This window comes from Streptomyces tailanensis (assembly GCF_008386495.1).
Classification (GTDB): Bacteria; Actinomycetota; Actinomycetes; order Streptomycetales; family Streptomycetaceae; genus Streptomyces; species Streptomyces tailanensis.
The window spans coordinates 92,590-105,324 of the sequence record NZ_VTHJ01000004.1; the positions used below are offsets into that span (position 1 = coordinate 92,590).

The following is a 12,735-nucleotide window of genomic DNA, read 5'->3' on the forward strand; positions in this document are numbered from 1 at the left end:
CGTAGTGCTTCCGTGGCGCCTAAGGAGATAAGGGTACGTTGAGCAATTCAGCCGACTCCCCCGAGGCCGGTTCCGGTGACCTTGCCGCCCCGAGCGGTGACGCCGCCTCCCGGGGAGGTTTCCGGCCCGCGCGCGTGCTTACCGTAGGGGTCTTCGCCCTCGCCGGGCTGATCTTCTTCACGAGCTTCGACACGGCCAAGGGCACCAATATCCGTACGGACGCCTCGCTGCTCAGGCTCTCCGACCTGATCCAGGAGCGCAGCCACAAGAACGGGCAGCTCGACGAGTCCAACGCGGTGCTCCGGGACGACGTCGAGGCCCTCGCCGAGCGGGACGACGGCAGCACCGAGGCGGAGGACGCACGGCTCAAGGCCCTGGAGAAGAACGCCGGCACCCAGAAACTCAAGGGCGACGCCATCACCGTCACCCTCGACGACGCTCCGCCGGACGCCACCGCCAAGCTCCCTGGTTACCCCGACCCACAGCCCGACTACCTGGTCATCCACCAGCAGGACCTCCAGGCCGTGGTGAACGCGCTGTGGCTGGGCGGCGCCGAAGGCATCAAGGTCATGGACCAGCGGCTGATCTCCACCAGCGCCGTACGGTGCGTCGGCAACACCCTGATCCTCCAGGGCCGCGTCTACTCACCCCCGTACAAGATCCAGGCGATCGGTGACCCGGAGAAGCTCCAGAAGGCGATCACGGCGTCCGAGGCGATCCAGAACTACATGGTGTACGTCAACGTCTACGGGCTCGGCTGGAAAGTCACCGAGGACGGCCCGGTGACTCTTCCCGGCTACTCGGGCACAGTGGATCTGAAGTACGCGAAGCCCGTGGAGTAACGGCAGCCGGGGGACCCGTGTCGGTGCGCGTGATCGTGAGGACCGTCAGCGAACTCTGCATCACCGTCGGCACCCTGATCGTGCTCTTCGTCGTCTACGTGCTGTTCTGGACCGGTGTGAAGGCCGACAGAGCGATGGACCGCCAGGTCGAGGTCCTCCAGGACCGGTGGGCGAAGCAGCCGGTGCGACACACGTCCGCCCCAGGCGCCTCGACGGCGGCTCCGGAGCCGCCCGCTCCGTATGAGGACGTCAAGCCTTTCGCCCTCATGTACATCCCGCGCCTTGGTTTCACGTGGAACAAGCCCGTCCTCGAGGGGACGAAGACGAACACTCTCAAGAAAGGGCTCGGCCACTACGCGAACACCGCTCAGTTGGGGCAGAAGGGGAACTTCGCGGTCGCCGGCCATCGCCGTACGTACGGCGATCCCCTCAAAGATTTTCCCCAGCTGCGCCCCGGCGACGCGGTGGTCCTGACCGACGGGGCGAACTGGTTCACGTACGTCATCGACAAGGGGCCCTACCGGACATTGCCCACGGACGTGCAGGTCATCGACCCCGTGCCGAGGAAATCGGGATACACGCGCGCGGGACGCTATCTGACGCTGACGACCTGCGACCCGGAGTGGGGGCACAGCCATCGGCTCATCGTCTGGGGGCATCTCGAATCGATCCAGCCTGTGGAGGCCGGGAAACCGGAGGCACTACGCCGTTAGTCTGGTAGCGGTACGGCGTGAGTCCGGTGCCGTGGTGTGAAGGAAGGGACGGCATGTACGGCTGGATCTGGCGACATCTGCCGGGCAACGTATGGGTGAAGGCTCTGATTTCAATCGTCCTCACCCTGGCCGTCGTCTACGCCCTCTTCCAGTACGTCTTTCCCTGGGCCGAACCCCTCCTGCCCTTCAACGATGTGACGGTGAACGACCAGTGAGCGCAGCCCGACCCGCCCGCATCCTCGTCGTCGACAACTACGACAGCTTCGTCTTCAACCTGGTCCAGTACCTGTACCAGCTCGGCGCCGAGTGCGAGGTGCTGCGCAACGACGAGGTGGCGACCGCGCACGCCCAGGACGGCTTCGACGGTGTGCTTCTGTCCCCCGGCCCCGGCACCCCGGAGGAGGCCGGCGTCTGCGTCGACATGGTCCGCCACTGCGCGGCGACCGGCGTGCCCGTCTTCGGCGTCTGTCTCGGCATGCAGTCCATGCAGGTGGCGTACGGCGGTGTCGTGGACCGTGCGCCCGAACTCCTGCACGGCAAGACGTCGCTGGTGGAGCACGAGGGCAAGGGCGTCTTCGCGGGTCTGCCGACCCCCTTCACCGCGACCCGCTACCACTCGCTGGCCGCCGAGCCCGGGACCGTGCCGGCCGAGCTGGAGGTCACGGCACGCACGCACGACGGGATCATCATGGGCCTGAGGCACCGTGAACTGCCCGTCGAGGGCGTGCAGTTCCACCCCGAGTCGGTGCTCACCGAGCACGGCCACCGCATGCTGGCCAACTGGCTGGTGGAGTGCGGGGACCAGGAGGCCGTGGCGAGGTCGGCGGGGCTCGCCCCGGTGGTGGGCAGGGCCACGGCGTGACGGCGGTGCGCCCCGAGCGCGAGAGTGCCCCCTACGGCGGCGAGGCCGCGTACGGGGGCGCCGAGGCGTTCGAGGCGTTCGACGGGACTGTCCAGGCTCCCCGCCAGGGAGAACCCTTCCGGTCGGCGGCCGAGCCGCCGCAGTGGTACGCCCCACCGGACCAGCAGGCCTCCGGGTACGCCCAGGACGGCTGGCACGGGCAGCGGCCGTACGCGGAGCCGGCGTATGAGCCGCGTCCCCAGGCCGCCCCGTACGGGGAGCCGTTCGAGTCCTATGGACCGACGGCGATGTCGACGTCGACGGCGTACGGATCGACGGCCTACGAGGCGACCGCGCCCGAGCATCCCCCGGTCGACACCGCCCTTGAACATCCTCCGATCGACGAGGAGACCGTGGCGCTGCGGGTGGAGGAGGCCCGGCGCAGAGCGGCGGAGGCCGAGTCGATACCCGCGCCGCCCGCCTCCGGGGGCCGTGCGGCCCGCCGTAAGGCCGCGAGACGGCACGGGAGGCATTCGGGCTCCCTGGGCGCGGACGCGGGCTCCGGGGCCGCTCAGGGGCCCGGAGGGGCCTTAGAGGCGGCCGATGAGATGTCGGCGCCCCTCTCCCGGGTGGAGGCGCGGCGGGCGGCGCGGGCGCGCAAGCCCAGCGCGGGAGTGATCGCGAGCCGGGCGATCGGTGAGGTGTTCATCACCACCGGCGTACTGATGCTGCTGTTCGTGACGTACCAGCTCTGGTGGTCCAACATCCGGGCACAGCAGGAGGCGGGCCGGGAGGCGACCAGCCTCCAGGAGGAGTGGAAGAACGGACAGCGCGCGCCGGGCGCGTTCGAGCCGGGGCAGGGCTTCGCCATCCTGCACATTCCGAAGCTGGACGTGGTGGTGCCGATCGCGGAGGGCATCAGCAAGTCGAAGGTCCTGGACCGCGGAATGGTCGGGCACTACGACGAGAACAGCATCAAGACGGCGATGCCCGAGGACAGGACCGGCAACTTCGGCATCGCGGGACACCGCAACACGCACGGCGAACCGTTCCGGTACATCAACCGGCTCCAGCCGGGCGACCCGATCGTCGTGGAGACACAGGACAAGTACTACGTCTACGACATGGCCTCGATCCTTCCGGTGACGCCGCCGACCAACGTCAGCGTGCTCGAACCGGTCCCCCCGGATTCGGGGTTCACCGAGCCGGGCCGTTACATCACGCTGACCACGTGCACGCCGGAGTTCACGAGCAAGTACCGGATGATCGTGTGGGGCAAGATGGTCGAGGAACGGCCGCGCAGTGAGGGGAAGCCCGACGCGCTCGTCCAGTAGGGGCTCGACCAAGGGCGGATGAACTGTGGCAGTGACCACCGACGAGACCGATGACGTCGAAGAGGGGACCGGCGGGTCCGGGACCGCGCCGCCGCGGCGCGGCATGGGACGGATCGCGATGGCGGTCAGTGTCTTCGGCGAACTCCTCATCACCGCGGGCCTGGTGCTCGGACTGTTCGTCGTCTACTCGCTGTGGTGGACGAACGTGCTCGCCGACCGGGAAGCGGACAAGGAAGCGAACAAGGTCCGGGACACCTGGGCGTCGGCGGACAGCGGCCCGGGTGCCCTGGACACCAAGGACGGCATCGGCTTCCTGCACGTCCCCGCAATGAAGAACGGTGAGGTCCTGGTCAAGAAGGGCACTTCCACCAAGATCCTCAACGGTGGCGTCGCCGGCTACTACACCGACCCGGTCAAGGCGACCCTCCCCACCTCGGACAAGGACGGCAACTTCACCCTCGCCGCCCACCGCGACGGCCACGGCGCCAAGTTCCACAACATCGACAAGCTCAAGAAGGGCGACTCGATCGTCTTCGAGACCCGCGACAACTGGTACGTCTACAAGGTCTACGACAACCTCCCCGAGACCTCGAAGTACAACGTCAAGGTCCTGTCGGACATCCCGAAGGAGTCCGGCAAGAAGAAGGCCGGCAAGTACATCACTTTGACTACTTGCACGCCCGTGTACACGTCCCGGCACCGGTACATCGTGTGGGGCGAGCTGGTCCGTGTGGAACGGGTGAACGCGGAACGGACGCTGCCCAAGGAGCTGCGGTAGCGCTGTAGTTGTCCGTACGGCAGTTGTTCATACGACGGAGCCCCGGCCCCTTCCTGAGAAGGGACCGGGGCTCCGTCCTGTGGCGCTATCCGAAGAGGCCGCCGTTGTTTCCTCCGTTGTTGTTGCCGCCGTTGTTGCCGAAGCCGACCGAGGCGAGGGTGATGGTCGTCTGGGCCGGGTCGGCGTCGTCGCCGCCGTCCGGGTCCTGGTCGGTGACGAGTGCGGTGTCGCTCTGGTCGCTGCCCGGGGCGAACTGGATGTTCGTGAAGCCCGCCTGCTGCAGGAGCTGCTTGGCCTCGCCCACGGTCCGGCCGACCACGTTCGGGACCTCGGCCTCCTGCTCCTCTTCCTCCTCGGCCGCCTTGCCGATCTGGATGGTGACCGTGTCGCCCTTCTCGGCCTCGCTGCCCTGCTCCGGCGAGGTCGCGATGACCTTGCCGACCAGGTTGGGGTCGTCCGTCTCGACCTCGACGCACTCGCCGACCAGGTTGTTGGCCGTCATCTGGGCCTTGGCCTGGTCACAGCTGAGGTTGCGGACGTCCGGGACGGTGACCGTCGCGGCCTCCGTGGCGACTGTCAGCGTGATCGTGGAGCCCTTTTCGAGCTTGCCGCTGTCGGGGTCCTGGTCGATCACGATGCCGGCCGTGCGGTCGGACTCCTCGGTCTTCTTCTCGACCTGGAAGCCCTTCTTCTCGAGTTCGGCCTCGGCGTCCTCGAACTTCAGGCCCTGGACGTCGGGGACCGCGACCTTCGGGGCACCGGTGGAGATCACCAGGGCGATGGTGTCGCCCTTCTTGACTGGATCACCTTCCTTAGGCGTCTGACTACAGACGTTGCCCGTCTTCTGGTCCTCGCACTCAGCTTTGGTGACCGTTACCTCGAGATCAACATTGCCTGCTGCTCTCTTGGCTTCGGCCTCCGTCTGTCCCACGAAGCTAGGGCTCTTGAACGTTTCGTTGGAGGTGTCGTTGCCCGGGAACATCCACCGTCCGATGAGGATCGCGCCGATCAGCACCAGCACACCCGCGACGACCAGGAGGATCGTCGAGGTGTTGTTCTTCTTCGGCTGGCGGCGGCGGCCCTGACGGTCGTCGTAGCCGCCGTAGCCGCCGTAGCCGTCGTCCCCGTTCATCGGGGGCAGCATGGTGGTGGCCTGGGCGTCCGTGGAGCGCAGGGCGGTGGTGGGCTGGTCGTCGGGGTAGCCGCCGTAGCCGACCGATCCCATGGCCGCCGTGGCCGCGACGGGCTGGCCGTCGAGGCAGGCCTCGATGTCGGCGCGCATCTCGTCGGCGGACTGGTAGCGGTAGTCCGGGTCCTTGACCAGGGCACGCAGGACGATGGCGTCCATCTCCGGCGTGATCTCCGGGTCGAAGACGCTCGGGGGCTGCGGTTCCTCCCGTACGTGCTGGTAGGCGACCGCCACGGGGGAGTCGCCCACGAACGGCGGGCGGACCGTCAGCAGCTCGTAGAGCAGACAGCCCGTCGAGTACAGGTCGGAACGGGCGTCCACCTGCTCGCCCTTGGCCTGCTCCGGGGAGAGGTACTGGGCGGTGCCGATGACCGCGGACGTCTGGGTCATGGTCATGCCGGAGTCGCCCATGGCGCGGGCGATGCCGAAGTCCATGACCTTGACCTGGCCGTTGCGCGTCAACATGACGTTCGCCGGCTTGATGTCACGGTGGACGATCTGGTTGCGGTGGGCGTACTCCAGGCCTTGGAGGATGCCGATGGTCATCTCCATGGCCCGCTCCGGCAGCAGCTTGCGGCCGCTGTGAAGAAGCTCACGGAGGGTGGAGCCCTCGACGTACTCCATGACGATGTACGGGATCGAGACCCCGTCGATGTAGTCCTCGCCCGTGTCGTAGACCGCGACGATCGCGGGGTGGTTGAGCGAGGCGGCCGACTGGGCCTCCCGGCGGAACCGGGCCTGGAAGGTGGGGTCGCGCGCGAGGTCCGCTCGCAGCGTCTTCACCGCCACGGTGCGGCCGAGGCGGGTGTCCATCGCGAGGTAGACCTCCGCCATGCCACCACGGCCGAGCACCTGGCCCAGCTCGTACCGGCCGCCGAGGCGACGCGGCTCTTCCATAGCTTCCTACCAGCCCTCTCCGTCGGTCCCGACCGCACCCATGTACGGTCCGGCGGCTGTGCTGTCCGGGCATACGGTACCCGGCTCGCCTTCTGTGACCTGGCCAACCGCATCAGCCGATACAGGACCGGTATCGCAACGTGCACCGATGTGAAGGTGACGTGAGCGGGGTCACTTCTTGCTGTTGATCACTGCCTGCATCACGCTCTTCGCGATCGGGCCGGCGAGACCGCCACCGGAGATCTCACCGCGGTCCGCGCTGCCGTCCTCGACGACCACGGCCACGGCGACCGGCGAGCTGCCGTCGCTGAGCTTGGCGTACGAGATGAACCAGGCGTACGGCAGCTCCTTGTTGTTGAGGCCGTGCTGGGCGGTACCGGTCTTGCCACCGACGGTAGCGCCGCTGATCTTCGCGCTGCCGCCGGTGCCGGCCGGGTCGTTGACGACGGTCTCCATCATGTCCTGCAGCGCCTGGGCGGTGTCCGGCGAGACGGCCTGGGAGAGCTCCTCCGGCTCGTGCGACTCGATGACGTCGAGGGTGGAGGCGCGCAGCTGGTCGACCATGTACGGCTTCATCAGCTTGCCGTCGTTGGCGATCGCAGCGGAGACCATCGCCATCTGCAGCGGGGTGGCGCGGTTGGAGCCCTGGCCGATGCCGTCGAGGGCGTTCTGCGGACGGTTGTCCTCGGGGTAGACGCTCTCCGCCGCGCGGACCGGGATGTCCAGTTCGGCCTCGCCGAAGCCGAACTTCTCGGACTGCTCGATCATCTTGTCGTTGCCGACGCTGTCGCTGAGCTTGGCGAAGACGGTGTTGCAGGAGACCTTCAGCGCGTCGCGCAGGGTCGCGTTCTCGCAGTCCCCGTGCTGGTTGGTGAGGTCGGTGCTCGACTCGGGCAGCCGGTACGGCTCCGGGCTGTCCGTGGCCTCGTCGATGCCGCTGACCACGTTGTTCTCCAGCGCGGCGGCGGCGGTGACCACCTTGAACGTGGAGCCCGGCGGGTAGGTCTCGCGCAGTGCGCGGTTCAGCATCGGCTTGTCGGAGTCCTTCTCCAGCTTCGAGAAGGTCTCGCTGTCCTTGCTGCTGATACCGGCGAAGGACGACGGGTCGTACGACGGCGTGGAGGCCAGCGCCAGGACCGCCCCGGTCTGGGGGTCGATCGCGGCGACGGCACCCTTCTTGTCACCCAGGCCCTCGAAGGCCGCCTTCTGCGCGGCGGCGTTGAGGGTGGTGACGACGCTGCCGCCCTGCTTCTTCTTCCCGGTGATCATGTCCAGCGTGTTCCGGAAGAAGAGCCGGTCGTCGTTGCCGGTGAGGATGCCGTCCTCAAGGCTCTCCAACTGGGTGGCGCCGACGATCTGGGAGGCGTACCCGGTGACGGGCGCCCACATCTCGCCGTTCTTCCAGGTGCGCTTGTACTTGTAGTCGGTGCCCTTGGTCTCGACGGAGCCGGTGATGGCCTTGCCGTCGACGATGATGTCGCCGCGCGGAGTGGCGTAGCGCTCGATCGAGACGCGACGGTTCTCCTTGCGTGATTGCAGGGCGTCGGCCTGTACGTACTGGATCCAGTTGTCGCGAATGAGCAGGGCGAGGACGAGCAGCCCGCAGAAGATCGCGATCCGGCGCAGGGGCTTGTTCACGGTCGGACCACCTGGGTCATCTCGGCGTCGGGGTTGGGCGCGGGGGCCGGGGCAGGGCGGCGGGCGGTGTCGCTGATGCGCAGCAGGAGGCCGATGAGCGCCCAGTTCGCGATCACGGAGGAACCACCGGCCGCGAAGAACGGCATGGTCATACCGGTCAGCGGGATCAGGCCCATGACACCGCCGACCACCACGAAGATCTGCAGGGCGAACGCGCCCGAGAGGCCGACCGCGAAGAGCTTGCCGAAGGGGTCGCGGGCGGCCAGGGCGGTGCGCACACCTCGCTCGATGATCAGCCCGTACAGCAGCAGGATCCCCATGACACCGGCGAGACCGAGTTCCTCTCCGACGGTGGAGAAGATGAAGTCGGAGTTGGCGGCGAAGCCGATGAGGTCGGAGTTGCCCTGGCCGAGCCCGGTGCCGAGGACGCCACCGGACCCGAAGGACATGATCGACTGGCCGATCTGGTAGCAGGCGTCGGAGTTCTCGTAGCAGGACCAGGGGTCGAGCCAGGCGTTGACACGGGCCTGTACGTGACCCGCGAACGACGCGACACCGACCGCGCCGGCGGCGGACATCAGCAGGCCGATGACGATCCAGCTGGTCCGCTCGGTGGCGACGTACAGCATGATCACGAACATGCCGAAGAACAGCAGCGACGTACCGAGGTCGTTCTCGAAGATGAGGATGAGCAGGCTGACGGCCCAGATCGTGATGATCGGGCCGAGGTCGCGGCCGCGCGGCAGGTACAGGCCCATGAAACGGCGGCTGGCCAGTGCCAGGGCGTCCCGCTTCACCATGAGGTAGCCCGAGAAGAAGATCGCGAGAATGATCTTCGCGAACTCGCCCGGCTGGATCGTGCCCACGCCGGGAATCCTGATCCAGATCTTGGCGCCGAACGTGTCGTCGCCGAGGCCGGGCACGAGGGGCAGGACGAGGAGCACCAGTGCGACGGCCATCGAGATGTACGTGTAGCGCTGCAGGATGCGGTGGTCCTTGAGGAAGACGACGACCGCGACGAAGAGCGCGAGGCCCAGAGCCGAGAACAGCAGTTGCTTCGGGGCCGAGGGGGTGAAGACGCCGTAGGCGCTCTCGGCCAGATTCTGCAGCCGCTCCGACTGGTCCAGGCGCCAGATGAACACCAGCCCCAGTCCGTTGAGCAGCGTGGCCAATGGCAGCAGTAGCGGGTCCGCGTAGGCCGCGAACTTCCGTACGACGATATGGCCGATGCCGGCCAGGAGGCCGAGGCCGAGGCCGTACCCGAGCAGGCCGGTGGGCACCTGGTCGTTGATGGCGAGTCCGACGTTGGCGTAGGCGAACACCGGGATGACGACCGCGAAGACCAGCAGCGCCAGCTCGGTGTTGCGCCGGCTCGGTGCGCCGATCGCGCCGATCGTGGACGTGTGCTGCGTCGACGTGTTGGTAGTACTGCTCATCGTGTGAGTGGGCCCCTCGCGGCTTGCCTACTGCTCACCGCACCGCGAGACCAGTTCCTGCTCCTCCTCCGAGAGGCTGGGGCCGGTCGACGGTGCGGGTGCGGTCTGGGACGGGGACGGGGACGTCGATGGCGTCGACGTCGGGGACGGTGTGGCCTTGGACGTGAGGGAGGTCCTGGTGGTTCCCGTGACGCCTCCGGCCTCGCCCTCACCGGTCTTCGCGTTGCTGTCCGCCTCGCGGCGCTCGGCGTTCTTCTTGCACGCGGACGCCTGGTCGGACAGTTCCGCGATCTTCTTCTGGGCGTCGCTCAGACCGCCCCCGGAGATCGTGGCCTCGACCTGCTTCTTCTGGTACGGCGGCAGGTACTTGAGTTCGATCTCGGGGTGGTCCTTCTCCACCTTCGACAGCGTGATCCAGGCCAGGTCCTGGCTGATGCCGCGGTACAGCGCGACATGGTCGTCCTTGGCACCGACGTAGTACTGCGTCTGCGTCCAGCGGTACCCGCCGTACAGGCCGCCGCCGATCAGGCCGAGGGCGAGAAGGCCGAAGAACGATCTCTTCAGCCACTTGCGCTTCTTGCCGGGCTTGACGAAGTCGTCGTCGGAGTAGTTCCCGAAGCTGCCCGCGGCCGCCATGTATCCGGTGGTGTCGCCGGAGCCGGGTGGGCCGAACTCGCCGCCACCGCCCTGTCCGTGCCCCGGACGGCCGAGGCCGGAGGCGCGGCCGGCGGGGGTCTGCATGATGCCGTTGTCCTGCAGGTGGAGCTGGTTCTCGGCGACGGCGCCGACCACGACCGGGGTGTCGTGCAGCTGCCCGGCGAGGGTGTCCCCGGTGTCGAGGTCGAGGACGTCGGCGACGATGACAGTGATGTTGTCGGGGCCGCCGCCGCGCAGCGCGAGCTGGATCAGCTCCTGCACGGTCTCCTGAGGGCCCTGGTAGCTGGCGAGGGTGTCCTCCATCGTCTGGTGGGACACGACGCCGGACAGGCCGTCGGAGCAGATCAGATACCGGTCGCCGGCGCGGACCTCACGGATGGACAGGTCGGGCTCGACGTGGTCGCCGCTGCCCAGCGCGCGCATCAGCAGGGAGCGCTGCGGGTGGGTTGTGGCTTCCTCTTCGGTGATGCGGCCCTCGTCGACGAGTCGCTGCACCCAGGTGTGGTCCTGGGTGATCTGGGTGAGGACGCCGTCGCGCAGGAGGTAGGCGCGGGAGTCGCCGACGTGGACGAGGCCGAGCCGCTGGCCGGTCCACAGCAGGGCGGTGAGCGTGGTGCCCATGCCCTCCAGCTGTGGGTCCTCCTCGACCATCGCGCGCAGCTGGTCGTTGGCGCGCTGCACGGCGGTGCCGAGGGAGGTGAGGATGTCGGAGCCGGGGATGTCGTCGTCGAGCGTGACGAGGGTGGAGATCACCTCGGAGGAGGCGACCTCGCCGGCCGCCTGGCCGCCCATGCCGTCGGCGATCGCGAGGAGGCGCGGACCGGCGTAGCCCGAGTCCTCGTTGCCCTCGCGGATCATGCCTTTGTGCGATCCGGCGGCGAAGCGCAGTGAGAGACTCATGCGCACCTCGCCCGTCGGCTCCGGGTACATCCGCACGGTGCCCACCCTCCGGTCGGGAGCGCGCCGGGGCCCCTGGTGGGGGCCGCCACCGCGTGCTCGCTCCGCTCGCGCTCATTCATGATGTAGCACTACTTCCGCAGCTCGATGACGGTCTTGCCGATGCGGATCGGCGCGCCCAGCGGAATGGGCGTGGGAGTCGTCAGTCGGTTCCGGTCGAGATACGTGCCGTTGGTGGACCCCAGGTCCTCGACGATCCACTGGCCGTCGCGGTCCGGGTAGATCCGGGCGTGCCTGCTGGAGGCGTAGTCGTCGTCCAGCACGATCGTGGAGTCGTGTGCGCGGCCCAGGGTGATGGTCTGGCCCTGGAGCGCCACGGTGGTACCCGTGAGGGTGCCCTCGCTGACGACGAGTTTGGTGGGGGCGTTACGGCCGCGGCGGCCACCGGAGGCGGCGGGCTGCTGGCCGCGCTGCTGCGGGGGCGCGGCCTGCCGGGCGGCCTGTTGTGGCCGCGCGTTCTCCCGGCGCGACCCCCGCTGGGTGACGCGCGTACCGAACAGGTCGCTGCGGATGACCTGCACGGCCACGATCACGAACAGCCACAGTACGGCCAGGAACCCCAGCCGCATGACCGTGAGGGTCAGCTCTGACATTGCCCCCGCTTCACCCTTCGGCTTGCCGGTAAATGATGGTGGTGCTGCCCACGACGATCCGCGAGCCGTCGCGGAGCGTAGCGCGGGTGGTGTGCTGCCCGTCCACCACGATGCCGTTGGTGGACCCAAGATCCTGGATCGTCGAGGGCGTTCCGGTCCGGATCTCGCAGTGCCGACGGGATACGCCGGGGTCGTCGATCCGCACGTCGGCTTCGGTGCTGCGGCCCAGCACGAGCGTCGGGCGGGAGATCTGATGGCGGGTGCCGTTGATCTCGATCCAGTAGCGCGTGCGCCCGCCGGCCGCCGGGGCGGCACCGGCCCGCTGGAGGTAGGGCGCGGAGCCGGGGCGGCCACCGCCGGGCGGTGGTGTGGCCGGCATGGGCGGGGCGCCCGCGGGTGCGGCGGTGGGCGGGTAGCCGTAGCCGCCGGGGCGGCCCGCGGCGGGGCTCGCCGGGGCGCCGGCGGGGGCCTGCTGGTTGGTGGAGGAGGCGAGCGTACGGCTGCGCACCCGGTACAGACCGGTGTCGAGGTCGTCCGCCTTCTCCAGGTTGACCTTGATCGGTCCCATGAACGTGTAGCGCTGCTGCTTGGCGTAGTCGCGCACCATGCCGGCGAGCTCGTCGCCGAGCTGGCCGGAGTAGGGGCTGAGGCGCTCGTAGTCGGGCGTGCTCAGCTCCACGATGAAGTCATTGGGCACGACTGTCCGGTCGCGGTTCCAGATGGTCGCGTTGTTGTCGCACTCACGCTGGAGCGCTCCCGCGATCTCGACGGGCTGGACCTCGGACTTGAACACCTTGGCGAAGGTGCCGTTGACCAGACCTTCGAGGCGCTGCTCGAACTTCTTCAGGACTCCCATGGGG

General features: G+C 68.3%; 12 protein-coding genes. 6 read left to right on the top strand and 6 right to left on the bottom strand.

Annotated elements, in window-relative coordinates:
- Positions 1–38: 38 nt before the first annotated feature.
- Genes F3T56_RS05110 through F3T56_RS05135 form a run of 6 tightly spaced genes read left to right on the top strand, consistent with a single transcriptional unit; the run spans position 39 to position 4,508 of the window.
- Positions 39–842 carry a DUF881 domain-containing protein gene (locus F3T56_RS05110; RefSeq protein ID WP_172638807.1) on the top strand — a complete coding sequence of 268 codons (804 nt, stop codon included), beginning with the start codon at positions 39–41 and terminating at the stop codon, positions 840–842.
- Positions 843–859: 17 nt separating this feature from the next.
- On the top strand, positions 860–1,555 hold the full coding sequence (locus F3T56_RS05115; RefSeq protein WP_149823477.1) for a class E sortase: 696 nt from the start codon (positions 860–862) through the stop codon (positions 1,553–1,555).
- A gap of 53 nt (positions 1,556–1,608) precedes the next feature.
- A complete protein-coding gene (locus F3T56_RS05120; protein WP_149823478.1) occupies positions 1,609–1,770 on the top strand; it encodes a hypothetical protein in 162 nt (53 codons plus the stop codon).
- The gene (locus tag F3T56_RS05125) at positions 1,767–2,417 is read left to right on the top strand and encodes an aminodeoxychorismate/anthranilate synthase component II (protein ID WP_149823479.1); all 651 of its coding nucleotides are present in this window, start codon (positions 1,767–1,769) and stop codon (positions 2,415–2,417) included. The genes F3T56_RS05120 and F3T56_RS05125 overlap by 4 nt, the downstream gene beginning before the upstream one ends.
- On the top strand, positions 2,414–3,730 hold the full coding sequence (locus tag F3T56_RS05130) for a class E sortase (protein ID WP_149823480.1): 1,317 nt from the start codon (positions 2,414–2,416) through the stop codon (positions 3,728–3,730). The genes F3T56_RS05125 and F3T56_RS05130 overlap by 4 nt, the downstream gene beginning before the upstream one ends.
- Positions 3,731–3,755: 25 nt before the next feature.
- Entirely contained in the window at positions 3,756–4,508 is a 753-nt protein-coding gene (locus F3T56_RS05135) for a class E sortase (RefSeq protein ID WP_425473545.1), read from the top strand.
- 85 nt (positions 4,509–4,593) lie between these two features.
- Here the strand turns inward: F3T56_RS05135 and pknB are convergent, their stop codons facing one another.
- From pknB to F3T56_RS05170, 6 genes are all read right to left on the bottom strand, one after another.
- A complete protein-coding gene (gene pknB / locus F3T56_RS05140) occupies positions 4,594–6,594 on the bottom strand; it encodes a Stk1 family PASTA domain-containing Ser/Thr kinase (protein ID WP_149823481.1) in 2,001 nt (666 codons plus the stop codon).
- A gap of 171 nt (positions 6,595–6,765) precedes the next feature.
- Entirely contained in the window at positions 6,766–8,232 is a 1,467-nt protein-coding gene (locus F3T56_RS05150; protein WP_149823482.1) for a peptidoglycan D,D-transpeptidase FtsI family protein, read from the bottom strand.
- On the bottom strand, positions 8,229–9,668 hold the full coding sequence (locus F3T56_RS05155; protein WP_149823483.1) for an FtsW/RodA/SpoVE family cell cycle protein: 1,440 nt from the start codon (positions 9,666–9,668) through the stop codon (positions 8,229–8,231). The genes F3T56_RS05150 and F3T56_RS05155 overlap by 4 nt, the downstream gene beginning before the upstream one ends.
- Positions 9,669–9,695: 27 nt before the next feature.
- Positions 9,696–11,225 carry a Stp1/IreP family PP2C-type Ser/Thr phosphatase gene (locus F3T56_RS05160; protein ID WP_246203410.1) on the bottom strand — a complete coding sequence of 510 codons (1,530 nt, stop codon included), beginning with the start codon at positions 11,223–11,225 and terminating at the stop codon, positions 9,696–9,698.
- Positions 11,226–11,353: 128 nt separating this feature from the next.
- Positions 11,354–11,875, bottom strand: a complete 522-nt coding sequence (locus F3T56_RS05165) for an FHA domain-containing protein FhaB/FipA (protein ID WP_149823485.1) — start codon at positions 11,873–11,875, stop codon at positions 11,354–11,356.
- Between the two features lie 10 nt (positions 11,876–11,885).
- Entirely contained in the window at positions 11,886–12,731 is an 846-nt protein-coding gene (locus F3T56_RS05170) for an FHA domain-containing protein (protein ID WP_149823486.1), read from the bottom strand.
- Positions 12,732–12,735 lie beyond the last annotated feature (4 nt).

Excerpts from the sequence above, each read along its gene's own strand:
- F3T56_RS05170 (WP_149823486.1), bottom strand. The coding sequence starts at position 12,731 with ATGGGAGTCCTGAAGAAGTTCGAGCAGCGCCTCGAAGGTCTGGTCAAC.
- pknB (WP_149823481.1), bottom strand. The coding sequence starts at position 6,594 with ATGGAAGAGCCGCGTCGCCTCGGCGGCCGGTACGAGCTGGGCCAGGTG.
- F3T56_RS05155 (WP_149823483.1), bottom strand. The coding sequence starts at position 9,668 with ATGAGCAGTACTACCAACACGTCGACGCAGCACACGTCCACGATCGGC.
- F3T56_RS05120 (WP_149823478.1), top strand. The coding sequence starts at position 1,609 with ATGTACGGCTGGATCTGGCGACATCTGCCGGGCAACGTATGGGTGAAG.
- F3T56_RS05160 (WP_246203410.1), bottom strand. The coding sequence starts at position 11,225 with ATGAGTCTCTCACTGCGCTTCGCCGCCGGATCGCACAAAGGCATGATC.
- F3T56_RS05165 (WP_149823485.1), bottom strand. The coding sequence starts at position 11,875 with ATGTCAGAGCTGACCCTCACGGTCATGCGGCTGGGGTTCCTGGCCGTA.